This window comes from Rhodococcus sp. PSBB066, assembly GCF_017068255.1.
Classification (GTDB): domain Bacteria; phylum Actinomycetota; class Actinomycetes; order Mycobacteriales; family Mycobacteriaceae; genus Rhodococcus; species Rhodococcus aetherivorans.
In genome coordinates this window covers 3844930-3870729 of sequence record NZ_CP070859.1, presented here as the reverse complement: position 1 = coordinate 3870729, position 25800 = coordinate 3844930, and the positions used below count along the sequence as shown (strand labels likewise).

At 68.5% G+C, this 25800-nt stretch carries 18 protein-coding genes and 3 rRNA genes; all 21 read right to left on the bottom strand.

Annotation, left to right across the window (positions count from 1 at the left end):
* Positions 1–7 precede the first annotated feature (7 nt).
* Positions 8–1798, bottom strand: a complete 1791-nt coding sequence (gene recN / locus JYA75_RS17580) for a DNA repair protein RecN (RefSeq protein ID WP_029543875.1) — start codon at positions 1796–1798, stop codon at positions 8–10.
* A gap of 1 nt (position 1799) precedes the next feature.
* On the bottom strand, positions 1800–2744 hold the full coding sequence (locus JYA75_RS17575) for an NAD kinase (RefSeq protein ID WP_006936725.1): 945 nt from the start codon (positions 2742–2744) through the stop codon (positions 1800–1802).
* Positions 2741–3565, bottom strand: a complete 825-nt coding sequence (locus JYA75_RS17570) for a TlyA family RNA methyltransferase (RefSeq protein WP_029543877.1) — start codon at positions 3563–3565, stop codon at positions 2741–2743. The genes JYA75_RS17575 and JYA75_RS17570 overlap by 4 nt, the downstream gene beginning before the upstream one ends.
* A gap of 1 nt (position 3566) precedes the next feature.
* On the bottom strand, positions 3567–3791 hold the full coding sequence (locus tag JYA75_RS17565) for a hypothetical protein (protein ID WP_029543879.1): 225 nt from the start codon (positions 3789–3791) through the stop codon (positions 3567–3569).
* 55 nt (positions 3792–3846) lie between these two features.
* Positions 3847–4842 carry an HAD-IIA family hydrolase gene (locus JYA75_RS17560; protein ID WP_072635315.1) on the bottom strand — a complete coding sequence of 332 codons (996 nt, stop codon included), beginning with the start codon at positions 4840–4842 and terminating at the stop codon, positions 3847–3849.
* Positions 4839–6104, bottom strand: a complete 1266-nt coding sequence (locus JYA75_RS17555; RefSeq protein WP_185712766.1) for a hypothetical protein — start codon at positions 6102–6104, stop codon at positions 4839–4841. Before JYA75_RS17555 ends, JYA75_RS17560 begins: the two co-directional genes overlap by 4 nt.
* A 76-nt stretch (positions 6105–6180) precedes the next feature.
* A 5S ribosomal RNA gene (gene rrf / locus JYA75_RS17550) occupies positions 6181–6297 on the bottom strand.
* A 146-nt stretch (positions 6298–6443) separates the two neighbouring features.
* Positions 6444–9581: ribosomal RNA gene (locus tag JYA75_RS17545) — 23S ribosomal RNA — on the bottom strand.
* A 293-nt stretch (positions 9582–9874) separates the two neighbouring features.
* A 16S ribosomal RNA gene (locus JYA75_RS17540) occupies positions 9875–11396 on the bottom strand.
* Together the 16S, 23S and 5S rRNA genes form the textbook arrangement of a ribosomal RNA operon.
* A gap of 463 nt (positions 11397–11859) precedes the next feature.
* Entirely contained in the window at positions 11860–13137 is a 1278-nt protein-coding gene (tyrS, locus tag JYA75_RS17535) for a tyrosine--tRNA ligase (protein WP_029543887.1), read from the bottom strand.
* Positions 13138–13144: 7 nt separating this feature from the next.
* Entirely contained in the window at positions 13145–13762 is a 618-nt protein-coding gene (locus JYA75_RS17530) for a DNA-3-methyladenine glycosylase (RefSeq protein ID WP_006936476.1), read from the bottom strand.
* 2 nt (positions 13763–13764) lie between these two features.
* On the bottom strand, positions 13765–13998 hold the full coding sequence (locus JYA75_RS17525) for a Trm112 family protein (protein ID WP_006936479.1): 234 nt from the start codon (positions 13996–13998) through the stop codon (positions 13765–13767).
* A gap of 43 nt (positions 13999–14041) precedes the next feature.
* A complete protein-coding gene (locus JYA75_RS17520; RefSeq protein ID WP_203330197.1) occupies positions 14042–17005 on the bottom strand; it encodes an AMP-binding protein in 2964 nt (987 codons plus the stop codon).
* Between the two features lie 127 nt (positions 17006–17132).
* Positions 17133–18554, bottom strand: coding sequence for an argininosuccinate lyase (argH, locus tag JYA75_RS17515; RefSeq protein WP_043799656.1), 1422 nt, complete (start codon positions 18552–18554; stop codon positions 17133–17135).
* 74 nt (positions 18555–18628) lie between these two features.
* Positions 18629–19828, bottom strand: a complete 1200-nt coding sequence (locus JYA75_RS17510) for an argininosuccinate synthase (protein WP_006936483.1) — start codon at positions 19826–19828, stop codon at positions 18629–18631.
* 59 nt (positions 19829–19887) lie between these two features.
* A complete protein-coding gene (locus JYA75_RS17505; RefSeq protein WP_006936485.1) occupies positions 19888–20403 on the bottom strand; it encodes an arginine repressor in 516 nt (171 codons plus the stop codon).
* An 11-nt stretch (positions 20404–20414) separates the two neighbouring features.
* Positions 20415–21344, bottom strand: a complete 930-nt coding sequence (gene argF / locus JYA75_RS17500; RefSeq protein ID WP_006936487.1) for an ornithine carbamoyltransferase — start codon at positions 21342–21344, stop codon at positions 20415–20417.
* A 4-nt stretch (positions 21345–21348) separates the two neighbouring features.
* Positions 21349–22536: an acetylornithine transaminase gene (locus JYA75_RS17495; protein WP_006936489.1), complete on the bottom strand. Its 1188-nt coding sequence runs from the start codon at positions 22534–22536 to the stop codon at positions 21349–21351.
* On the bottom strand, positions 22533–23477 hold the full coding sequence (gene argB / locus JYA75_RS17490; protein ID WP_043799644.1) for an acetylglutamate kinase: 945 nt from the start codon (positions 23475–23477) through the stop codon (positions 22533–22535). The genes JYA75_RS17495 and argB overlap by 4 nt, the downstream gene beginning before the upstream one ends.
* The gene (argJ, locus tag JYA75_RS17485) at positions 23474–24730 is read right to left on the bottom strand and encodes a bifunctional glutamate N-acetyltransferase/amino-acid acetyltransferase ArgJ (RefSeq protein WP_203329228.1); all 1257 of its coding nucleotides are present in this window, start codon (positions 24728–24730) and stop codon (positions 23474–23476) included. The genes argB and argJ overlap by 4 nt, the downstream gene beginning before the upstream one ends.
* Positions 24727–25800 carry an N-acetyl-gamma-glutamyl-phosphate reductase gene (gene argC, locus JYA75_RS17480; RefSeq protein ID WP_043799637.1) on the bottom strand — a complete coding sequence of 358 codons (1074 nt, stop codon included), beginning with the start codon at positions 25798–25800 and terminating at the stop codon, positions 24727–24729. The genes argJ and argC overlap by 4 nt, the downstream gene beginning before the upstream one ends.

The window sequence follows — 25800 nt, the reverse complement described above, 5'->3', positions numbered from 1 at the left end:
GGCGGGATCAGCCTCGTCGTTCGGCGTGCGCGGTGGCGAGCAGTTCCTCGGCGTGGGCCCGGCCCGTCTCGGTGTCGCCGAGGCCGGCGAGCATGCGGGCGAGCTCCGCGACCCGCTCGGTATCGGTGAGCGCGCGCACCCCGCTGCTGACGACGCCCCCGGCATCGTCGACTTTGTCGACGACGAGGTGGGTGTCGGCGAACGCGGCGACCTGCGGCAGGTGGGTGACCACGATGACCTGATGGGTGCGCGACAGGCGGGCCAGGCGCCGGCCGATCTCGACCGCAGCCCGACCGCCCACCCCCGCGTCGACCTCGTCGAACACCATCGTGGCGCCGCGTTCGGACCCGGCCAGCACCACCTCGAGCGCGAGCATGACGCGGGAGAGCTCACCGCCGGAGGCGCTGCGCGCGATGGGCAGGGACCGGGCCCCGCTGTGCGCGGCGAGCCGGAACTCGACGTCGTCGACGCCCGAGGTGCCGGCGTGCAGCACCCGCCCGCCGACCTTCAGCGGTGCGGTGTCCTGCGGCCCCGCCTCCCGGTCCCGCACCTGCACGTCCAGACTCGCCCGGCCCATCGCCAGGCCGGACAACTCCTTGCTGACCGCCTTCGCGAGCTTGTCGGCGGCCTTCCTGCGGGCGGCGGAGAGGGCGGTCGCGGCCTCGGCGGCGGCGGCCGCCTCGCGATCGGCGCGCGCGGCGAGGTCGGCGACCGCATCGGCGGACACGTCGATCCTCGACAGCCGGTCGCGGGCCTCGCGAGCCCACTCGAGCACACCGTCGATGTCCGCGGCGTACTTGCGGGTGAGCGATTTCAGCTCCGCCTGGCGGTTCAGCAGCGTCTCGAGGGCCCCCGGGTCCGACGGCAGGTCCGACAGGTATCCGGACAGCTCGCCGGCGACGTCGGTGACCACCGCGATGGCCTCGTCGAGCCGGGGACCGAGCTCACGCAGGGCCGGGTCCTCGGCCGCCTCGAGCCGCGCCCGCGACTCCCCCAGCAGATCCAGAGCCGCCGCGGCCACGTCGTCGCCGTCCCCGCCGGTGAGCGCGGCCTGCGCGCCCTGCGCGGAGTCCCGCAACGAATCGAGGTCGCCGAGCCGGCGCACCTCGGCCACGATCCGGGTGTCCTCCCCCGGCTGGGGGTCGACGGCGTCGATCTCGTCGAGCGCGAACCGCAGGCGGTCCGCCTCCTGCGCGAGCTCCCGGGACCGCTCGGTGCGTTCGCTCAGCTCGGCCCGCGCGGTCAACCACCGCTGGCGGTGCTCCTGGTACGCCGCCAGCAGCGGCGCGATCGCCTTGCCGGCGAACCGGTCGAGGGCGGCGCGCTGCTGGTCGGGCCGCAGCAGCCGCAACTGGTCGTTCTGGCCGTGCACGGTCAGCAGCGGATCGGTGAACTCCGACAGCACCCCCACCGGGACGCTGCGCCCGCCGAGGTGGGCGCGGGAGCGGCCGTCGCTGCCGACGGTGCGGACCGCGATGATGCTGCCGTCGTCGTCGCGCTGGGCGCCGGTCGTCTCGAGCAGGCGTGCCACTTCCCGCTCGACGTGGCTGGGCACCCCGCCCGCCGCGCTCGACCCGGCGTCGGCATCGATGCAGAAGCGACCCTCCACGACGGCGCGGGAGGCGCCGACACGGACGCGGGTGGGGTCGGCGCGCGCCCCCGACAGCAGGTGCAGGCTGGTCACGACCATGGTCTTGCCGGCTCCGGTTTCGCCGGTCAGGACGGTCAGCCCGCCGTGGAACTGGGCGCCGGCCTCGGAGATGACCCCCAGATTGTCGATCCGGATCTCGGCAAGCACCTCACAGTCTCCTTCCCCGCCAGCCCTTCACCGGAAGATCGAACTTGCGCACCATGCGGTCGGCGAACGGCGCCGAGTCCAGCCGCACCCACCGCACCGGGTGCTTGCCGCGCACCACCTCGAGTCGGCCTCCGGCGGGCAGGTCCAGGGTGCGGCGGCCGTCGCAGAACACCAGCCCGTCGTGGCTGCCGGCGAGGGTCTCCACGGCGATCAACGACTCCGGGCTGGTCACCATGGGCCGGGCGAACAGGGCGTGCGCGTTGCTGGGGATCACCAGCAACGCCTCGAGTTCCGGCCACACGATCGGGCCACCGGCGGAGAACGCGTACGCGGTCGATCCCGTCGGGGTGGCGATCAGCACGCCGTCGCACCCGAACGCCGACACCGGCCGGCCGTCGACCTCGAGTACCACCTCGAGCACGCCCAGACGGGACTTGTTCTCGAGGCTGGCCTCGTTCAGCGCCCACCCCCGGTCGACGATCACGTCGTCGACCCGGATCGCGACGTCCAGCGTCATCCGCTCCTCGACCCGGTACTCGCGGCGCACCACCTGCGCCAGTGCCTCCTCGAGATGTTCGGCCTCGGCCTCGGCGAGGAAACCGATGCGGCCCAGGTTGATTCCGAGCACGGGCACCCCGGCGCGCTGGGCCAGTTCGGCGGCGCGCAGGAAGCTGCCGTCCCCGCCGAGCACGATCACCATCTCGCAGCCCCGGGCGGCGTCCGGTCCGGGTTCGACGATGCGGACCCGTCCGTCCGGGCCGGCGAGCGGACCCAGACCGGTGCTGGCGACCTCGTCGTCGAGCACCCGCAGCCCGATGCCGGCCTCGCCGAAGATCTTCGCCATGCGCTGCGCCGTCGCGGCGATCTCGACCCGCCCCGAGTGGGACACGAGCAGGACCTCGCGGGTCGCCCGCTCCGGGCCGGTCGCTGCACTATCTGCGGTCACTGGGGTCCTTCCTGCACGGCTCGTTCGACGAGTTCGACCACGTCCGCGCCCAGTTCGACCGGGCCGGGTTCCCCGGCGCGCAGCCACAGGAAGTACTCGACGTTGCCGGACGGGCCGGGCAGCGGACTGGCCACCACCCCGAGCGTACGCAGCCCCAGAGCCTGGGCCTCCCGGGCGACACCGAGGACCGCCTCGGTGCGCAGAGCCGCATCCCGGACGACGCCGCCGCTGCCGACCCGCTCCTTCCCGACCTCGAACTGCGGTTTGACCATCGGCAGCAGATCCGCGCCCGGAGTCACGCACCGCACGAACGCCGGGAGCACCAGCTTCAGCGAGATGAACGACAGATCCGCCACCACCAACTCGACCGGCCCTCCGATCGCGTCCGCACCGATGTTACGCACGTTTGTTCGATCGATCACGTGGACGCGCTCGTCGGACTGCAGCCGCCACACCAACTGGCCGTAGCCCACGTCGACGGCGACGACCTCGCGGGCGCCCTCGTGCAACAGGACGTCCGTGAAGCCGCCGGTGGAAGCCCCGGCGTCGAGGCACCGCCGTCCGGTGACCCGCAATCCCTGGGGGGTGAACGTCTCGAGGGCGCCGAGCAGCTTGTGGGCCCCTCGCGAGGCCCACGCCACCTCCTCGGCGACCTCCGTGACCAGCAGGGGCGCCCCCGGATCGACCTGGGTCGCGGGTTTCGTCGCGACGGTGCCGTTGACGAGGACCCGCCCAGCCGTGATCAGTTCACCGGCGTGCTCGCGGGACCGGGCGAGGCCCCGGCGCACCAGCTCCGCGTCGACTCGCGCTCGCCGGGCCACGTCAGATCTTGTCCACGGTCGCGAGCGCCTGGACCAGCAGGTCGTGCGCCTGTTCGAGCAGCTGCGCCTGCCGCGGGATGATCTCGGACGGATCGGGCTCACCGTCGGCGGTGACGTCGCGGGCGCGCGTGAGCAGACCCTCGACCTCGATATGGATCGACGCGGGATCCACGCCCGGATGGGGGCGTGGAAGGTGGTCGCCTGGGCGTGGAATCGACGTGCTCATCGTCGACCACGCTAGTGCATGCCGGTGACGAACCGGCACACCACGCAGACCCGACTCAGCGGGATATTCCCCACCGTGCCAGCAGGTCGTCCGCCGCCACGACCCGACCGAAACCGGGGTTGGCCCAGGCGACGTCGAGCACGGCCCGCAGCGCGGCCATCGGGTCCGCCGCGAACTCCGAAGCCAGGTGCACATCCCGTCCGTCGAACGACACCGCTCCCGGCTCGCGCGGTCCCACCCGCAGCGCGGCCGCCTCGGCGTCGAGACCGGCGAGCGAGTCGGCCACATAGGTGGGGCGCTGATCCTGCGGCGCCCGGAGCAGGTCCGCGACCGTGCTGACGCCGGTCAGCACCAGCAACGAATCGGCGCCCACGGCGTTCGCACCGGCGATGTCGGTGTCGAGCCGGTCGCCGACCACGAGCGGACGCGAGGCGCCGCTGCGCACGACGGCGTCCTCGAGCAGCGGCGCGGCCGGTTTGCCCGCCACCAGCGGCTCACAGCCCGTCGCCGACCTCAGGGCCGCGACCATGGAACCGTTCCCGAGCACCAGGCCCCGCTCGGTGGGCAACGTCGAATCGACGTTCGTCGCCACCCACAGGGCGCCGGAGCGCAGTGCGAGCGTCGCCTCGGCGAGGATCGCCCACCCGGTCTCCGGGGAGTGTCCCTGCACGACCGCCACAGGCTCGGCGTCCGCGGAACGCACCGGAGTCAGACCGACCGCGGCGACCTCGTCGACGAGGGCCTCGGTACCCACAACCAGCACCGGGGCGCCGACCGGGACCCGCTCGGCCAACAGCCGGGCCGCGGACTGGGAACTGGTGACCACGTTCGACTCGTCGGCCGCGAAACCGAGTTCGCGCAGGTGTTTGGCGACCTCCGCCGGGCGACGGCTCGCGTTGTTGGTGACATAGAACAGCCGCTCGGCACCCTCCGACAATGCCTCGCGGGCCCCGGGCACCGCCTCGGCGCCGCGGTAGACGGTGCCGTCCAGATCGAGCAGGAGTACGTCGTAGAGCGCCCGCAACGACGCGCCGCCGGATGTACCGGTCACTGATCCTCTCCGGTGAGCTCGGCGACGCGTTCCTCGGCGTCGGTGTCCCCCTCGAGATCCGCCGCGGCGGCGTTGAGGAACCACTTCAATCCGTCCTCGGTACGTCCCGCGGCCACGAGTGCATCCGCGTACGCATAGAACAGGCGCGCGGCGGACGGGCCGGTGCGCGAGGCATCCAGGTCCGGGGTCTGCAGGGTGACCACCGCCTGGTCGAACTGTCCCAGATCCATCCGGGCGCCCGCCACGACGATGCGCAGCTCGGTGGCCTCGTCGCCGGTCAGCGCCCGAGCCTCGTCGCTGCGGCCCAGCTCGATCGCGCGCTCCGGCCGGCCGAGACCGCGCTCGCAGTCCGCCATGACCGCCAGCAATCCCGGTCCCCCGGCCATTCGTCGGGCGGCCCGCAACTCGGACAGCGCCTCCGCCCATTCGCCGGCGTGGTAGGCCGTGATGCCCGCTGCCTCACGAACCACGGCGATACGGCCGGCGCGCTGCCGCGCAGCACGAGCGTGCGCCAGCGCCAGACGGGGATCGTCGTCGATCAGGCGGCCGGCCATGACCAGGTGCCGGGCCACTGCGTTGGCGTTCGACTTGTCGAGACTCAGCAGGTCCCGGCGGATGGTCGGATCGAGGTCCGACGCTTCGACGTCCTCGGGCAGGTCCGGCTCGTCCGGCCGGGCTTCGCGACGCGGAGCCGGAGCACCCTCGCGGCCACGGCTCGGGCCGAATCCACCCTCGCCGCCACGGCGACGTGGAGCGCCCCCGTCTCGCCGTTCGGGTCCGTGGCCGGCACGGGACGTGCCCGTGCGCCGATCGTCACGGCCCCGATCGTCGCGCCGGTCACCGGTGCGCCGATCGTCCCGACGGTCGTCGTTTGTGCCTCGATGCGGGCGCTCGCTGCGGGAACGGTCGTCGCGGGAACGGTCGTCGCGGGAACGGTCGTCGCGGGAACGGTCGTCGCGCCGCTCACCGTAGGGCCGATCTCGCCGGTCCCCCGACGGGCGATCGCTGTGGGGTCGCTCCGAGCGGCTACTCCCGCGGGAGTCGTCCGCGGAGCCCTTCGCCGGCTCGCTTCGCCGTTCCCCGCGGAAAGTGCGGTCCTCGCCGCGACGATCCGGTCGGCCGGCGACTCCCTGCCGGCGATCCTCGCCGCGGGCCGGGCCCCGGTCGCCACCCTGGCGGCGCTCGCCGCTGTCTCCGCGTCCCGACCTGGGAGTGGACCCTCCACTCCGGAAGGATCGACGCTCACCATCGTTGTCGGACACAGAAAAATCCTTTCATGAAAAACCAGAAAAACCACGAGAGGGGACCCAACTGGTGGGTCCCCTCTCGTAAACGGGTGTTCGGCGGTGTCCTACTCTCCCACACCCTGTCGGGTGCAGTACCATCGGCGCTGGAGGGCTTAGCTTCCGGGTTCGGAATGGGACCGGGCGTTTCCCCTCCGCTATGGCCGCCGTAACTCTGTGAAACTGTCCACACTCCTTCGGAGTGAATGGAGTGAACGCCGCCCTCTTTCACGGGGGCTGCGCCCACTCGATTCCCCGAAGAACATGGTGAATCGAGTGTGTTGTTTCAGATACCGCACAGTGGACGCGTAGCTTCTTTGTGGTAAGTCCTCGGCCTATTAGTACCGGTCACCTGCATGCGTTACCGCACTTCCAGTTCCGGCCTATCAACCCGGTGGTCTGCCGGGGGCCTTACCCCCTCGAGGGGGTGAGAAACCTCATCTTGGAACAGGCTTCCCGCTTAGATGCTTTCAGCGGTTATCCCTTCCGAACGTAGCCAACCAGCCGTGCCCCTGGCGGGACAACTGGCACACCAGAGGTTCGTCCGTCCCGGTCCTCTCGTACTAGGGACAGCCTTCCTCAAGTTTCTAACGCGCGCGGCGGATAGAGACCGAACTGTCTCACGACGTTCTAAACCCAGCTCGCGTGCCGCTTTAATGGGCGAACAGCCCAACCCTTGGGACCTACTCCAGCCCCAGGATGCGACGAGCCGACATCGAGGTGCCAAACCATCCCGTCGATATGGACTCTTGGGGAAGATCAGCCTGTTATCCCCGGGGTACCTTTTATCCGTTGAGCGACACCGCTTCCACATGCCGGTGCCGGATCACTAGTCCCGACTTTCGTCCCTGCTCGACCTGTCGGTCTCACAGTCAAGCTCCCTTGTGCACTTGCACTCGACACCTGATTGCCAACCAGGCTGAGGGAACCTTTGGGCGCCTCCGTTACATTTTGGGAGGCAACCGCCCCAGTTAAACTACCCACCAGGCACTGTCCCTGAACCCGATCAGGGTCCGAGGTTAGAGGTCCAATACGATCAGAGTGGTATTTCAACAACGACTCCACCCACACTGGCGTGCGGGCTTCCCAGTCTCCCACCTATCCTACACAAACCGAACCGAACACCAATACCAAGCTGTAGTGAAGGTCCCGGGGTCTTTTCGTCCTGCCGCGCGTAACGAGCATCTTTACTCGTAGTGCAATTTCGCCGAGTCTGTGGTTGAGACAGCAGAGAAGTCGTTACGCCATTCGTGCAGGTCGGAACTTACCCGACAAGGAATTTCGCTACCTTAGGATGGTTATAGTTACCACCGCCGTTTACTGGGGCTTAAATTCTCAGCTTCGCGGAGTGAACTCCGCTGACCGGTCCTCTTAACCTTCCAGCACCGGGCAGGCGTCAGTCCGTATACCTCGTCTTACGACTTCGCACGGACCTGTGTTTTTAGTAAACAGTCGCTTCTCTCTGGTCTCTGCGACCACCCCCGGCTCACGGAGCAAGTCCGGTCACCGGGACTGGTCCCCCTTCTCCCGAAGTTACGGGGGCATTTTGCCGAGTTCCTTAACCACAGTTCTCTCGATCGCCTCGGTATTCTCTACCTGACCACCTGTGTCGGTTTGGGGTACGGGCCGTGTGAAAGCTCGCTAGAGGCTTTTCTCGGCAGCATAGGATCATGGAATTCGCCTCATTCGGCTACGCATCACCTCTCAGGCTGTGTGCGACACGGATTTGCCTGTGTCACGCCCTACGGGCTTACACCGGTACAACCACTGACCGGCCCCACTACCTTCCTGCGTCACCCCATCGCTTGGCTACTACCACCGAAGGTCCCGTGCAGCAGGCTCTCGGCTCCCGAAGGAACTCGATCACCCTTTGGACGGTTAGTACCGATGATTCACCAGGGGCGCGTTCACACGGGTACGGGAATATCAACCCGTTGTCCATCGACTACGCCTGTCGGCCTCGCCTTAGGTCCCGACTCACCCTGGGCGGATTAACCTGGCCCAGGAACCCTTGGTCATTCGGCGGACGAGTTTCTCACTCGTCTTTCGCTACTCATGCCTGCATTCTCACTCGCGCAGCCTCCACACCTGGATCACTCCGGCGCTTCCCCGGCTGCACGACGCTCCCCTACCCACCCACACACCTGGCTCGCCCCCCGCAGGGAACGAGCGGGCTAATGTGAGTGCCGCGGCTTCGGCGGTGTACTTGAGCCCCGCTACATTGTCGGCGCAGAACCACTTGACCAGTGAGCTATTACGCACTCTTTCAAGGGTGGCTGCTTCTAAGCCAACCTCCTGGTTGTCTCAGCGATCCCACATCCTTTTCCACTTAGTACACGCTTAGGGGCCTTAGCCGGCGATCTGGGCTGTTTCCCTCTCGACTACGAAGCTTATCCCCCGCAGTCTCACTGCCGCGCTCTCACTCACCGGCATTCGGAGTTTGGCTGATTTCGGTAAGCTTGTGGGCCCCCTAGACCATCCAGTAGCTCTACCTCCGGTGAGAAACACGCGACGCTGCACCTAAATGCATTTCGGGGAGAACCAGCTATCACGGAGTTTGATTGGCCTTTCACCCCTACCCACAGCTCATCCCCTCAGTTTTCAACCTAAGTGGGTTCGGGCCTCCACGACGTCTTACCGTCGCTTCACCCTGGCCATGGGTAGATCACTCCGCTTCGGGTCTAGAACATGCCACTACAGACGCCCTGTTCGGACTCGCTTTCGCTACGACTACCCCACACGGGTTAACCTCGCGACATGCCACTAACTCGCAGGCTCATTCTTCAAAAGGCACGCCGTCACCCCCAGCAGACCAAACTGCTCGAAGGCTCCGACGGATTGTAAGCGCACGGTTTCAGGTACTATTTCACTCCCCTCCCGGGGTACTTTTCACCTTTCCCTCACGGTACTAGTCCGCTATCGGTCACCAGGGAGTATTCAGGCTTATCGGGTGGTCCCGACGGATTCACAGCAGATTTCACGGGCCCGCTGCTACTCGGGTATTCGAATCGACAGTCACCGCGTTTTCGTCTACGGGATTCTCACCCTCTACGACAGGCCGTTCCAGACCATTTCGACTAACACAGGCGATTTCTCACTGTCGGCCGGCGCGGCAGCACCGACACATCGAACCCCACAACCCCGAACACACAACCCCTGCCGGGTATCACATGTATCCGGTTTAGCCTCTTCCGTTTTCGCTCGCCACTACTCACGGAATCACATGTTGTTTTCTCTTCCTGTGGGTACTGAGATGTTTCACTTCCCCACGTTCCCTCCACACGCCCTATATATTCAGGCGCGGGTAACACGACATCACTCGTGCTGGGTTTCCCCATTCGGAAATCCTCGGATCACAGCTCGGTTGACAGCTCCCCGAGGCATATCGCAGCCTCCCACGTCCTTCATCGGCTCCTGGTGCCAAGGCATCCACCGTACGCTCATAAACACTTACAACAAAGATGCTCGCGTCCACTGTGCAGTTCTCAAACAACACACAACAACCGGTACCGGAAGAAGAAACAACCCCTTCGTTCCCGATCATCGTCGCTGACAAAACACTCGCGTGTTCTCTCAGGACCCAACAGTGCACCGATATAACCACCGCAGAAGGACACTCGGGTCCTTCCCGCGCGGTGATGACTGTCAGCGTTCCACCCATGAGCACCACCGGATTACGTGTGAATCCGAAATGGCTCTGCCCGTGGCGGAGTCACCTGTGTGACCCACCGACGGGAGTTGCTCCTTAGAAAGGAGGTGATCCAGCCGCACCTTCCGGTACGGCTACCTTGTTACGACTTCGTCCCAATCGCCGATCCCACCTTCGACGGCTCCCTCCCACGAGGGGTTAGGCCACCGGCTTCGGGTGTTACCGACTTTCATGACGTGACGGGCGGTGTGTACAAGGCCCGGGAACGTATTCACCGCAGCGTTGCTGATCTGCGATTACTAGCGACTCCGACTTCACGGGGTCGAGTTGCAGACCCCGATCCGAACTGAGACCGGCTTTAAGGGATTCGCTCCACCTCGCGGTATCGCAGCCCTCTGTACCGGCCATTGTAGCATGTGTGAAGCCCTGGACATAAGGGGCATGATGACTTGACGTCGTCCCCACCTTCCTCCGAGTTGACCCCGGCAGTCTCCTGCGAGTCCCCAACCGAATTGCTGGCAACACAGGACAAGGGTTGCGCTCGTTGCGGGACTTAACCCAACATCTCACGACACGAGCTGACGACAGCCATGCACCACCTGTACACCGACCACAAGGGAAACCCCATCTCTGGGGCGGTCCGGTGTATGTCAAACCCAGGTAAGGTTCTTCGCGTTGCATCGAATTAATCCACATGCTCCGCCGCTTGTGCGGGCCCCCGTCAATTCCTTTGAGTTTTAGCCTTGCGGCCGTACTCCCCAGGCGGGGCGCTTAATGCGTTAGCTACGGCACGGATCCCGTGGAAGGAAACCCACACCTAGCGCCCACCGTTTACGGCGTGGACTACCAGGGTATCTAATCCTGTTCGCTACCCACGCTTTCGCTCCTCAGCGTCAGTTACTGCCCAGAGACCCGCCTTCGCCACCGGTGTTCCTCCTGATATCTGCGCATTTCACCGCTACACCAGGAATTCCAGTCTCCCCTGCAGTACTCAAGTCTGCCCGTATCGCCTGCAAGCCCGCAGTTGAGCTGCGGGTTTTCACAGACGACGCGACAAACCGCCTACGAGCTCTTTACGCCCAGTAATTCCGGACAACGCTCGCACCCTACGTATTACCGCGGCTGCTGGCACGTAGTTGGCCGGTGCTTCTTCTGTACCTACCGTCACTCGCGCTTCGTCGGTACTGAAAGAGGTTTACAACCCGAAGGCCGTCATCCCTCACGCGGCGTCGCTGCATCAGGCTTGCGCCCATTGTGCAATATTCCCCACTGCTGCCTCCCGTAGGAGTCTGGGCCGTGTCTCAGTCCCAGTGTGGCCGGTCGCCCTCTCAGGCCGGCTACCCGTCGTCGCCTTGGTGGGCCGTTACCCCACCAACAAGCTGATAGGCCGCGGGCCCATCCTGCACCGGAAAACCTTTCCACCCCGGAACATGCATCCCGAGGTCCTATCCGGTATTAGACCCAGTTTCCCAGGCTTATCCCGAAGTGCAGGGCAGATCACCCACGTGTTACTCACCCGTTCGCCACTAATCCACCCAGCAAGCTGGGCTTCATCGTTCGACTTGCATGTGTTAAGCACGCCGCCAGCGTTCGTCCTGAGCCAGGATCAAACTCTCCGTTGAAGACTCACAATCAAACCCCGAAGGGCCGATCAGTCATAGACATCGAGCCAAATCACCAGCAAAAAACTCAAACCAGCAAAAAACACTGACCACCACAGACGGAAGAATGCGGCAGCCAGCAACAACCACCCCCCGAAAAGAGAGGCGGTCGCACCAAAAATATTTTGGCACTGACATTCATCGGCACACTGTTGAGTTCTCAAAGAACACGCACACACCATCGCTCCGCGCCTTCGCGCCTTGCTCCGGGGCAACCGTTCTAGCCTAACACTCTGAACTCGCGGACGCAAACACTGTCTGCGATCTTCGTGTTGGCTGCTCGACCGATCAGGGCACAACCGCTTTCCGTACCTCTCGGTCCGGGTCGGCGTCCGTGTCGCTCGAACGACGACAAAGTTACGCCACCGCTAACGGGCCGTCAAATCCGCAGGTCAGCGGCCCGTCGGCGGTGGCGGCAGTGCGCTCAGCCGCGTTCGACTCGCACGCCGGCAAAGTTGCGCTTGCCTCGCCGCAGGACAAGCCAGCGGTCGTGCAGCAGATCCGCGCTCGACGGGGTCCACTCCTCGGATGAGATCCGTTGGTTGTTCACGGAGGCACCCCCCTCCTTGATCGTGCGTCGGGCAGCGCCCTTGCTCTCGCACAGGCCGGTCGCGACGAGCAGGTCCACGATCGTGCCGGGCTGCCCGTCGTGCACTTCCGCGACGGAGGCCTCCGCCAGCGCGGCCGAGAGGGTCGCTTCGTCCAGGTCCGCCAACTCTCCACGACCGAACAGCGCCCGGCTCGCAAGTTCGACCGCCCGGGTGTTGGCCTCGCCGTGAACGAGGGTCGTCATTTCGGCCGCAAGGCGGCGCTGCGCCTCGCGCGCCTGCGGCCGCTCGGCCGTCGCCGTCTCGAGTTCGGCGAGTTCGTCCTGATCCAGGAACGTGAACCACCGCAGGTACTTCACGACGTCGGCGTCGGCGGCGTTGACGAAGTACTGGTACCAGGCGTACGGCGTGGTCATCTCCGGGTCGAGCCAGAGGCTTCCGCCGCCGGTGGATTTCCCGAACTTCTTGCCGTCGGCCGAGGTGACGAGCGGGACGGTGAGCGCGTGCACGGCGGCACCGTCGGTCCGTCGGTTGAGCTCGACGCCCGCGATGATGTTGCCCCACTGGTCCGACCCCCCCACCTGCAGCGTGCACCCGTGCTCGCGACGCAACTGCACGTAGTCGTTGGCCTGCAGCAGCATGTAGCTGAACTCGGTGTACGAGATGCCGTCGCCCTCGAGCCGGCGCTTCACCGTGTCGCGAGCGAGCATGACGTTGACGGAGAAGTGCTTGCCGATATCGCGGAGGAAGTCGACGACGCTGAGCGAGGAGGTCCAGTCGGCGTTGTTCACGACGATCGCGCTGGTCGGCGACTCGTCGAAGTCCACGAACCGCTCGAGCTGACCGCGGATGCGTTCGGCCCATTCGGCGACCGTGTCCGCCGAGTTCATGGTCCGCTCCCCTACCTCCCGCGGATCTCCGATCATGCCGGTAGCGCCGCCCGCCAGCACGATGGGCCGGTGGCCCGCTCGCTGGAAACGCTTCAGGGCCAGCAACGGCACGAGGTGACCGGCATGCAGACTCGGCCCGGTGGGATCGAATCCGGCATAGAGCGTGACCGGGCCCGCGGCGAGATCGCGGCGGAGTGTGTCGAGGTCGGTCGATTGGGCGATCAGTCCACGCCAGGTCAGTTCGTCGAGGATGTGCTCAGTCACCGCTCGATCATCCCATCCGACGGGGAGCGGCCGGCGCGCGCGGGCTGCGCCGGTACGCCGACACCCCCACGGCGCCGGGGATCCACAGCCGCCACGGTCGTTCGGCCGCGACACTGATGCCCACGCGTGGGCCCGACGCGACCCGGTCGACGTCACCCAGAGTGAGTTTCGCGGTTGCGCCATCGTCGAGCACATCGATCCCGTTGTCCGCCAGCGTCAATCCCAAGGCGGCCGCGAGGTTGCCGGGTCCGCGGGCAAGGTTCGGTGCGGGAGTCCCGGCCGTTCGCCGGGAACGGACGATCTCCTCCCCCGCGACTACTTCGGCACCTCGCAGCAGTACCGCCGCGGCCACTCCGTCGGGCCCCACGGAGATGTTCGCGCAGTGGTGCAGCCCATAGCTGCGGTAGATGTAGAGATGGCCGGCAGGGCCGAACATCACCGCATTCCGCGGCGTACGTCCCCGGTAGGAGTGCGCCGCCGGATCGGGCCAGGGACCGTCCTCGGGCCCGCCGTAGGCCTCGACCTCCGTGATCCGCAGGACCACCTCGCCCGCGCACAGCGTGGCGCCGAGGATCGTGTGCGCCGCAGTCAGCGGGTCGACCCCGGTGAGCCGCTCGAACGCCACGCTCAGTCCGCCACCCGGTCCTCGGTCCAGCCAGCCACGCCGCGCGCGACGAAGTCCTCGTGTTCGGCCTCGGTCACCGCTCGGGCCTCGTCGACGAGGAGGACGGGGATGCCGTTCTCGATCGGATACGCGCGGCGCAACCGCGGGTTGTAGAGAACCGAATCGTCCACGAGGAGCAGCGGCCCCTTGTCCTGCGGGCAGGCCAGGATGCTCAGCAGCGTGGGATCGACAGCCACGGTGGTCCTCTCGACGGTGGTGCGGGACTCGGACGGCCCCAGGCTACCGTGCGCCCGGTGCCGGACCTGTGCCGACGCCGGTGAATCTCGCCGCGACCGCTTTGGTGAACCGCTTGTAGGTTCCGGTCGCCGGGTCGGCGAACCACGACCGCACGGTCGGCTTCGGCAGGCCCCGCGCCGGCAGGTCACCGGACATCGGCCGATACGTGGGCCCGAGTGCGATGAACGGCACGACATGGACCAGGTCGGGCCGTTCCGGAGCGGGAACCGCGTCGAGTGCCGCCGTGATCTCGGCGGCGCTCGGCGCGCGGTTCTCGCGCAGGGTGCACGCGGCCACGGCGACTTCGGTGTCTCCGGTGCGCACGCCGTATACGACGCAGAGATCGACCCGCGGGATACCGCCGAGGGCATCCACCACCGGCTGGCCGTACACCGGTCCGTGCGGGGTGCGGATGACACTGTGCTTGCTGTCGAGCAGCCAGTAGTCACCGTCCTGGTCTCGTCGGAAGAGGTTCTCGGTGGGCACCCACACGTCGCCGAGTTCGAACACTCCCCGCATGACGCCGGGCAGCGCTTCCGTCGACGCGCTGGGCCGGCCGAGCAGGAGGCCGACCTCGCCGGCGGCGCTCTCGCGGACGAAGCCCCGCGCGTCCTCCACCAGACGACCGGTGGTCGGGTCCCACGCCGCCAGGCGTGCCTCGGCGCTGCCGGGCAGCGGCCGTCCCTTGCATCCGATCTTGGCACCCGAGACGTTGGCCAGGACGATCTCGCCGTCGGTGGAGGCATAGAACTCGAGCACCTGGGCCGGAGCGAAGCGTTCGAGGGTCCGCCGCCACAGGCCGGGCGTCATGCCCGAGCCGATGAAGAGGCGGACGGGGTGGATCTCGTCGATGTGCAGTGCCGGGCTGTCGAGGACGTCCCGCATCATCGCCCAGGTGTAGGTGACGACGGTGACGCCGTAGCGGTGCACTTCCTCGCTGAAGCGGGCGGGGTCCAGGCCGTGGGACAGGGCTATGCGGCAGCCGCCGGCGAGCGCGCCACCGAAGCTGACCAGGAGACCGGACGAATGATGAAGCGGAGCAAGGCAATACACCGTGTCACCACGCCCCAGTGCGGCGGCGGTGGCGGTGCCGAAGGCCGAGAGCGCCCATCGGTGGTTGGAGATCTGACGCATCTCCAGGGTGTCGCCGCTCCCGGTGAACAGGAGGAAGGCGAGTTCGCGCGCGACGCCGGGGTCGGGCGCATACCAGCCGGGGAGTTCGACCGTGGTGATGTCGAGGTGTTCGAGATCGACGACGTCGGCGCCGGCCGGGATGTCCAGTTCGCGGATGCTGCCACCACCGAGGACCAGGGCCGGGATGCCGGTGGCGATCGCCTGCTGGAGGTTCTCGGGATCGGTGATGATCTTCTGGACGGCGCCCAACCGGATGGCCTCGTCGAGGTCGGGGCCGGGCGGGAGCAGGACCGACACCGCGCCGATGCGGGAGACGGCCGTGACCGCGGCCATCGCACTGGGACGGGTGTCCATGAGGACACCGATGTGGGCGGCGGGGCGGACACCGGAGTGCACCAGCCCGCGCACCACGTTGTCGATCCGCCGATTGACGTCGGCGAAGGTGTAGACGCGGTCCTCGTAGATGAAGCACTCGCGGTGCGGCCCCTTGCGGCACTGCTCCGTCAGGACGCCGGCGAGCGAGATGCGGGTTCGTGGCTGAATCTGCCCGAGCCGGGCCAGGCGCGGAAGGGCCCGGGCCGCCTCCCCCGACAGCTCCCGGGCCCCGCGCACCGTTTCGGAGGCCAGGTCGGCGATGCCCTTGCCGACCTCCACACCGACCTCGGCGATGGTGGCGACGGTGTGGGTGAGGCGGGCCGCGACGGACACCCCGGTCTCTCCTTCTGCGTGGAGCTCGGGGATCGCCATCCGGCCGACGCCGACCGGCCGGTCGCCGTGCCCTTCCCGCCACTGCACCCATTCGCCGACGGCGGGCCAGGTCTGCCGCGCCGCGGTGCCGCCCACGACGAGCCCGAAATGGCCTGCGCGCAAGGAGTATTCGAACACCTGAGCCCGGGGGGCGGCCTTGCGTATGCCGCGCACCGCGAGGGGCTGCCCGATGTCGTCCACCTCGCCGACGAACGCGAGGATGGGGCAAGTGATCTCGGCCAGGCTCACGGCCCGGTCGTTGATGACGAAGCCGCCGCTGACCATGCGGTTGTGCACGATGAACTGGCGAAGCAACTCGGCCACTGCAGGACCGGACCAGGCCACCCACCCCTCCGTGTCGAGGAAGCGGCGCTGAGGTTCGCGCGGCAGGAGGGCTTCCCGGTCGTGCAGCTGCATGAGGAACTCGATGCGCGAACGCACGGTCTTGACGGGGTCGACGAACTGGAAGCCGGTCTTGGCCATCCACCCGGTGATGGCGAGCCGGTTGAAGACGTGGTCGGCGAGGAAGTCGGCGGCCCGGACGGCGACGCCCTCGGGAATCCCGAACGGCAGGGCGGCCAGGGTGTCCACGGGGCTGCCGAAGGTGATCAGGCTGGCGACGTGCCGACTGCGGCGGTAGGCCGCGGCCTGATAGCAGAACATGCCGCCCTGCGAGTACCCGGCCAGGTGGATGTCCCGGCCGGTGTATTCGTGCACGTGATCGATGATCTCGTCGAGGGCGATGATGTGGTCGGTGAGGGTGCGGTCCCACCCGCCTTCTTCCCGGTCCGGGGAGCCGAAGTCGACCACCCAGGGGTCGAGACCCATCGAGTGCAGGATGCCGACGGCTCCGGTATCGCGGGTGACGTCGTAGACGTCCGCCGACATCATCATCGGGGGGACCAGCACCACCGGAGCAGCATTCTCGGCGGCGTCGGATTCCGGGTAGTAGTGCCGCAGCCTGTACATGCCGGTCCGCTCGACGATCTGGAACGGCGACGGTGTCGCCCCCGTTTCCAGACCGCCGTGACGGACCACCTCGAGGCCGTTCTGCGCGGTCGCCACCACGCGCCGCAGGGGCCCCATCACCGATCCACCGCCCAGTGCCACGAACCTCTTCCCATCCGCCGAGTTCTGCGTGTGTCCACCCTGTCAGGAATGACAGCCTGCCACATTACGTCGAGGCGATGGCCCTGTTCACCGAGCGGGCCGGTCAGCTGCGCACCCAGTCCCGCAGCGCGCGAGCGGCGGCACGAACTCCGTCGAGCTGTTCACCTACCCGGGCGCCCGCGGTGCCGCCGCGGGCGTTGCGGGAAGCGATGGAGCCCTCCACGGTGAGCACCTCGCGGACCTGCGGCGTCAGCGCGGGGTCGACCGCCGTCAGCTCGTCGTCGGTGAGTTCCTCGAGGCCGACGCCGCGCGCCTCCGCCGCGCGCACGCACGCCCCGGCCGCCTCGTGTGCGACGCGGAACGGGACACCCTGGCGCACCATCCACTCGGCGATGTCGGTGGCGAGGGTGAATCCGGCGGGTGCCAACTGGGCCATACGATCGGTGTGGAAGGTCAGGGTGGACACGAGACCGGTGATCGCCGGCAGCAGCAGCTCGAGCTGCAGGACCGAGTCGAACACCGGCTCCTTGTCCTCCTGCAGGTCCCGGTTGTACGCCAGCGGTTGGGCCTTGAGGGTGGCGAGCAGGCCGGTGAGGTTGCCGATGAGGCGACCTGCCTTGCCCCGGGTCAGTTCCGAGACGTCCGGGTTCTTCTTCTGCGGCATGATCGACGATCCGGTGGACCACTCGTCGGCGAGGGTGATGTAGCCGAACTCCGGGGTGCTCCAGAGGATGACCTCCTCCGCCATGCGGGAGAGGTCGACCGCGATCATGGCGAACACGAACGCGGCCTCGGCGGCGAAGTCGCGCGCGGAGGTGGCGTCGATCGAGTTCTCGGCGGCGGAGTCGAAGTTCAGTTCTGCCGCGATCGCGTCGGGGTCGAGGCCGAGGGAGGAGCCGGCGAGCGCTCCCGAGCCGTACGGGGACACCGCCGCACGCGCGTCGAAGTCCCGCAGCCGCTGCACGTCGCGCAGCAGCGGGTGGGCGTGCGCGAGCAGGTGGTGCGCGAGCAGTACCGGCTGTGCTGCCTGCAGGTGGGTCTTGCCCGGCATCACCGCGGCGGGATGCGCGGCGGCCTGGTCGGCGAGGGCGTCGACGACGGCGAGGACACCGTCGGCGATACGTCGCGCCGCGTCGCGCAGCCACATCCGGAACAGGGTGGCGACCTGATCGTTGCGGGAGCGGCCGGCTCGCAGCCGGCCGCCGACGTCGGGACCGACCCGCTCGATGAGCCCACGTTCGAGGGCGCCGTGGACGTCCTCGTCGGACTCGGCCGGGGCGAACGCGCCGGAGGCGACGTCGGCGCCGAGCCGGTCGAGGCCGTCGAGCATGGTGGCGAGGTCGGCCTCGCTGAGCAGGCCGGCCTTGTGCAGCACGCGCGCGTGCGCCTTGGAGGCCCGGACGTCGTAGGGGGCGAGCGCCCAGTCGAAGTGGGTGGACTTGCTCAGTGCCGCCATGGCGGCGGCCGGTCCGGATGCGAACCGGCCGCCCCACAGGGCGCCCTCGTTGGTGCCGTGACTCTGGATGCCTTCGGCATCGTGACTCCGGATGCCTTCGGCAGCGTGACTCCGGATGCCTTCGGCGTCGTGGGCGGTCATGACTACAGGCCCAGGTCCCGCTTGGCGGCGACCTTGGAGGACAGGCCGTGGATCTGGACGAAGCCCTTGGCGTTGGACTGGTCGAAGCTGTCGCCCTCGTCGTAGGTAGCGAGGTTGAAGTCGTACAGCGATTCGGCGCTGCGGCGGCCGTTGACGGCGATGTGGCCGCCGTGCAGGACGAGCCGGATGTCGCCGGAGACGTGCTCCTGGGTGTTCTGGACGAACGCGTCGAGCGCGTACTTCAGCGGCGAGTACCAGAGACCGTCGTAGACCAGCTCGCTCCAGCGCTCCTCCACGCGGCGCTTGTACCGGCCGAGCTCGCGTTCGAGGGTGACGTGCTCGAGCTCCTGGTGGGCGTGGATGAGGGTGAGAGCGCCGGGGGCCTCGTAGATCTCGCGGCTCTTGATGCCGACGAGGCGGTCCTCGACCATGTCGAGGCGGCCGACGCCTTGGGCGCCGGCGCGGCGGTTCAGTTCCTGGATGGCCTCGAGCACGGTGACCGGCCTGCCGTCGATCGCGGTGGGCACGCCCTTCTCGAAGGTGATGATCAGCTCGTCGGGGGCCTGCCAGTTGAGGCTGGGGTCCTCGGTGTAGTCGTAGACGTCCTTGGTGGGGGCGTTCCACAGGTCCTCGAGGAAGCCGGTCTCGACGGCACGGCCCCACACGTTCTGGTCGATCGAGAACGGGGACTTCTTGGTGACGTTGATCGGCAGGTTGTGCTCGCCGGCGAAGGCGATGGCCTTCTCGCGGGTCCAGGCGTAGTCGCGGACGGGGGCGATGACCTCGAGGTCGGGGGCGAGGGCGCCGAATCCGACCTCGAAGCGGACCTGGTCGTTGCCCTTGCCGGTGCAACCGTGCGAGACGACCGTGCCGCCGTGATCGCGGGCAGCCTTGACGATGTGCTTGACGATCAGGGGGCGGCTGATCGCGGAGACCAGCGGGTAGCGGTCCATGTAGAGGGCGTTGGCCTGGACGGTCGGCAGGCAGTACTCCTCCGCGAACTCGTCCTTGGCGTCGACGACGACGGATTCGACCGCGCCGCAGTCGAGGGCGCGCTGGCGCACGACCTCCATGTCCTCGCCGCCTTGGCCGAGATCGATGGCGACGGCGACGACCTCCTTGCCGGTCTCCTTGCCGATCCAGCTGATGGCGACGGAGGTGTCCAGCCCGCCCGAGTAGGCGAGTACGACGCGATCGGCCATTGTGTTTGTGCTCCTTCTTGATTGAACTTGCGTCTATCAGTGCTCGGTGCGCGATCGGATCAGGCCAGGGATTCGATCTTCGCGGCGAGGTCGGCTCCGGTGAGGGGCTCGCGCGCGATCACCGCGATGGTGTCGTCGCCGGCGATGGTGCCGACCACTTCGGGTAATGATGCCCGATCGAGTGCGCTGGCCAGATAGTGCGCTGCTCCGGGTGGGGTGCGGAGCACGGCGATGTTGCCGCTCGAGTCGGTGGAGACCAGCAGTTCGCCGAGGAGGCGGGAGAGCCGGTCGGTGCCTCCGGACACGCCGCGGACGGGGCTCCCGTCCTCGGGGACGACGTACACGCCGGGCCCGCCGTCGGCCCCGCGGAGCTTGACCGCTCCGAGCTCCTCGAGGTCGCGGGAGAGGGTGGCGTTGGACACCTCGATGCCTTCGGCGGCCAGCAGCGCGGCGAGTTCCGGCTGGCTGCGGATCGCGTGGGTGGCGACGAGCGCGGTGATCCGGGCCTGCCGGGCCGCGCGGGTCGGGGCCGCGGCGGCGCCAGCCGGTCCGGCGCCGCTCGACGGTTCGGCCACGCTGCTCACGGTTACCGTTCGCGCTGCTCGAGCAGCCACACGAGCAGCGCCTTCTGTGCGTGGAGGCGGTTCTCGGCCTCGTCCCACACCACCGACTGCGGTCCGTCCAGGACCTCGTCGGTGACCTCGTCGCCGCGGTGGGCGGGCAGGCAGTGCAGCACGACGGCGTTCGGGTCGGCGAGCGCGAGCAGCTCGGCGTTGACCTGGTACGGGCGGAAGGGACCGACGCGGTCGAGTCCGTCGTTCTCCTGGCCCATGGAGGTCCAGGTGTCGGTGACGAGGGCGTCGGCGCCGGCGACGGCGGCGCGCGGGTCCTCGGTGAGGGTGATCCGCGCGCCGGTCTCGGCGGCGCGGGCGCGGGCCGCGTCCACGACGGCGGGGTTCGGGACGAAACCGGCGGGGGCGGCGATCGTGACGTCGATGCCGGCGGTGACACCGCCGAGCAGCAGCGAGTGCGCCATGTTGTTGGCACCGTCGCCGAGGTAGGTCAGCTTCAGCCCGTGCAGCTCACCCTTGTGCTCGCGGAGGGTGAGCAGGTCCGCGAGGACCTGGCAGGGGTGGTACTCGTCGGAGAGGGCGTTGACGAGGGGCACGGTGGCGCCTTCGGCCATCGCCTGGAGCCGGTCCTGGCCGAAGGTGCGCCAGACGACGGCGTCGACGTAGCGGGACAGGACGCGGCCGGTGTCCTGCAGGGTTTCCTCGCGTCCGAGCTGGGTGGTGCGGCCGTCGACGACGACGGCGTGGCCGCCGAGCTGGGCGATACCCATCTCGAAGGAGAAGCGGGTGCGGGTCGAGTTCTTCTCGAAGATGACTCCGACGCCGCGCGGGCCCTCGAGGGGACGGGCCGAGAACGGGGCCTTCTTCAGGGCCGCGGCGAGGTCGAGGACCTCGCTCTGCTGCGCGGGCGTGAGGTCGTCGTCCTTGAGGAAGTGCTTCACCATGGGTCTAGTTTCCTTCCTGCTGGGCGGCGTCGAGCACGCAGGGCAGCGTCGCGACGAAACCGTCGGCCTGTTCCTGGGTGAGGATCAGCGGCGGCGCGAGGCGGATGACGTCGGGGGCGGCGGCGTTGACGAGATAGCCGGCGTCCCGGGCGGCCGCTTCGACGGCGGGTGCCTTGGTGTCGGTGAGGACGATGCCGAGCAGCAGGCCGGCGCCTCGGACGTGGTCGACGAGGGGGTGCCCGAGCGCTTCGATTCCGGTGGCGATGGATTTGCCGACGGCGTCGACGTGGGCGAGCAGGTGCTGTTCGTCGATGGTGCGCAGGACGGCGAGCGCGGCGGCGGCGCACACCGGGTTGCCGCCGAAGGTGGTGCCGTGCTTGCCGGGCTGGAAGAAGTCGGCGGCCGGTCCGGTGGCGACGACGGCGCCGATGGGCAGGCCACCGCCGAGCCCCTTGGCGAGGGTCATCACGTCGGGCACGATGCCGACGGCCTGGTGGGCGAAGAACGTGCCGGTGCGGGCGATGCCGGTCTGCACCTCGTCGAGGACGAGCAGCGCCCCGCGTTCGGCGGTGATGCGGCGGGCGTGGGCCAGGTAGCCCTCGGGGGGCACGACGACGCCGGACTCCCCCATGATCGGTTCGAGGAACACGGCGGCGGTGTTCTCGTCGACGGCGGCGTCGAGGGCGTCCGCGTCGCCGTAGGGGACGAATTCGACGCCGGGGGGCATGGGTTCGAACGGGGCGCGCTTGTCGGGCTGGCCCGTGAGTGCCAGGGCGCCCATGGTGCGGCCGTGGAAGGCCTTCTCGGCGGCGATGATCTTGGGGCGTCCGGTGAGCCGGGCGAGCTTGAACGCAGCCTCGTTGGCTTCGGTGCCGGAGTTGCAGAAGAACGCCCGGCCGGGGTGCCCGAAGTGCGCGAGGAGACGCTCGGCGAGTTCGACGACGGGTCCGCTGGCGTAGAGATTGGACACGTGGCCGAGCGTGTCGAGTTGCGCGGTGACGGCCTCGCGGATGGCGGGATGGCGGTGACCGAGGGCGTTGACGGCGATGCCGCCGAGCAGGTCGAGGTACTGCTTGCCGTCGGCGTCGGTGACGACGGCACCGTCGCCGGCGACGAGGGCGACCTTGGGGACGCCGTAGTTGTTCATCAGCGACCCGGCCCAGCGCTGCTGGAGTTCGGAGGTGCCGGTCATGAGGTGCCTTCCTGGGTGGGTGCGGTCGTCCGGGGGTGGGTGGGAGTGACCATCGTGCCGATGCCTTCCTCGGTGAGGAGTTCGAGCAGCACCGAGTGCGGCTGGCGTCCGTCGATGACGTGGGCGGTGGGCACGCCGCCGCGGACGGCCCGCAGGCAGGCCTCCATCTTCGGGACCATGCCGGCGTCGAGGGACGGCAGCAGATCGGCCAGGGCGTCGGCGTCGATGCTGGTGGCGAGGGAACTGCGGTCGGGCCAATCGGTGTAGAGGCCCTCGACGTCGGTGAGGACCACGAGCTTCTCCGCGCCGAGGGCCTCGGCGAGGGCGGCGGCGGCGGTGTCGGCGTTGATGTTGTGGACCACGCCGTCGGCATCGGGGGCAATGGTGGAGACGACGGGGATGCGGCCGGCCGCGATGAGGTCGTGGACGGCGGCGGGGTCCACGGTAGTGACGTCGCCGACGAGACCGATGTCGGTGTCCTCGCCGTCGACGACGACCGTGCGGCGGGTGGCTGTGAAGAGGTGGGCGTCCTCGCCGGAGATGCCGACGGCGTACGGGCCGTGGGCGTTGATCAGGCCGACGAGTTCGCGGCCGACCTGGCCGAACAGCACCATGCGGACGACGTCCATCACCTCGGGGGTGGTGACGCGGAAACCACCGCGGAACTCCCCTGCCATGCCCAGTCGCTTCAGCATGGCGTTGATCTGCGGTCCGCCGCCGTGGACGACGACGGGATGGACGCCGACGGTGCGCAGGAACGCCATGTCGGCGGCGAAGGCGCGCTTGAGGTCGTCGTCGATCATGGCGTTGCCGCCGTACTTGACCACGACGATCTTGCCGCGGAACTTCTGCAGCCACGGCAGGGCCTCGGCGAGGACGTACGCCTTCTGGTGGGCGGTGAGCTGCGCGATGGGATCGGTGGCCATATCGGTTCCGGTCATGACGAGTAGGCCGAGTTCTCTTCGACGTAGCCGTGGGAGAGGTCGGTGGTACGGATGGTCACCTCGACGTCGCCGACGCCGAGGTCGATGTCGAGGGCGATGTCGGGGCCGGAGAGGTCGACCTCGCGGGCGCCGGGGGCGCCGACACCGTCGATGCACACCGGGGAGCCGTTGAACGTGACGGAGATGCGGTTCGGGTCGAGGTCGATCGGGGCGATGCCGATCGCGGCGAGGACGCGACCCCAGTTGGGGTCGGAACCGAACAGGGCGGTCTTGACGAGGTTGTCGCGCGCGACGGTGCGCGCGCCGACGAGGGCGTCCTGTTCGCTTGCGGCGCCGCGGACGGTGACAGTGACCCGCTTGGTGACGCCCTCGGCGTCGGCCATCATCTGCCCGGCGAGGTCGTCGCACACCGCGAGGACGGCGGCGTCGAGCTGTTCCTGGGTGGGGGCGATGCCGCTGGCACCGGACGCGAGCAGCAGCACGGTGTCGTTGGTGGAGGTGGACCCGTCGACGTCGAGGCGGTCGAATGTCAGCCGGGTGGCGGCGCGCAGGGCGCGGTCGAGCTGCTCGGCGGTGGCGACGGCGTCGGTGGTGACGACGCACAGCATGGTGGCCAGAGCGGGGGCGAGCATGCCGGCGCCCTTGGCCATGCCGCCGACGTTCCACTTGTCGGCGTGGTGCAGGGCCGCCTGCTTGGGCACCGTGTCGGTGGTCATGATGGCGTAGGCGGCGTCGGTGCCGCCTGAGATGCCGCCGGCGAGTTCGTGGACGATCTCCTCCACCCCGGCGAGGACCTTGCCCATGGGCAGCCGGTCGCCGATGAGCCCGGTAGAGCACACGGCGATCTCGCCCGCACCGGTCTCGGTGCCCCAGTTGCTGAGGGTTTCGGCGACCTTCTCCGCGGTGGCGTGGGTGTCCTGGAACCCGCCGGGGCCGGTGCAGGCGTTGGCGCCGCCGCTGTTCAGGATCACCGCGCGCAGGGCGCCGGAGGTGAGGACCTGCTGCGACCACAGCACGGGTGCGGCCTTGATCTTGTTGGTGGTGAACACGCCGGCGGCGGTCAGCTCCGGACCCTCGTTGAAGACCAGCGCGAGGTCCGGGTTGCCGGAGGCCTTGATGCCGGCGGGGATGCCCGCGGCGCGGAACCCGGCGGGCGACGTGACGCCCTGGGTGCGGATCAGGCGTCCGCCGGCGATGTCGACGGCGTCGGCGTAGACGTGCTCGTCGGTGGAGTGTCTGTCGATGCTCACGGGGCGACTCCCACGGTGGACAGGCCGGCGGTCTCGGGCAGGCCGAGTGCCAGGTTCATGGACTGCACCGCCGCGCCGGCGGTGCCTTTGGTCAGGTTGTCGAGCGCGGCGATGGCGACGAGGACGCCGGCGTCGGGGTCGACGGTGACGGCGAGCTGCACGGCGTTGGAGCCGAGCACCGCACCGGTGGTGGGCAGCACCCCTTCGGGCAGCACCTGGACGAACGGCTCGTCGGCGTAGGCCTTCTCGTACACGGCCCGGGCCTCGTCGGCGGTGGCCGTGGTGGGGGCTGTGCAGGTCGCGAGGATGCCGCGGGGCATCGGCGCCAGCACGGGGGTGAAGGAGACGGTCACGGCGGCGTCGGTCAGGGCGGCGAGGTTCTGCTTGATCTCCGGCGTGTGCCGGTGCGCTCCGCCGACGCCGTAGGCCCGCACCGAGCCCATCACCTCGGAGCCGAGGAGGTCGACCCTGGGGGACTTGCCGGCGCCGGAGGTGCCGGACACGGCGACGACCTGGACCCTCGGCTCGACGATGCCGGCCGCGACGGCGGGGGCCAGGGCGAGGGTGGCCGACGTGGGATAGCACCCGGGGACCGCGATGCGGGTGGCGCCGATCAGGTGCTCACGCTTGCCGGGCAGCTCGGGCATGCCGTAGGGCCAGGTTCCTGCGTGGTCGCCGCCGTACCAGCGTTCCCAGTCGGCCGACTCGGACAGGCGGAAGTCGGCGCCGCAGTCGATGACGACGGTGGTGTCGGGCAGTTGCTCGGCGATGACGGCGGAGTGGCCGTGGGGCAGGCCGAGGAACACGACGTCGTGGCCGGCCAGGGTGTCGAGATCGGTGGCGCCGAGGATGCGGTCGGCCAGCGGAAGCAGGTGGGGATGGAACTCGCGGAGCGTCGCGCCGGCGTTGCCGCCGGCGGTGAGCGCGCCGACGACGAGCCGGCCGTCCTGATAGGCGGGATGACCGAGAAGCAGGCGCAGGATTTCGCCGCCCGCGTACCCGCTGGCCCCCGCGACGGCGACCCGAATCGGTGACTGTGCGGTCGCCGTGAATTCCGGTGAGTTACCCAT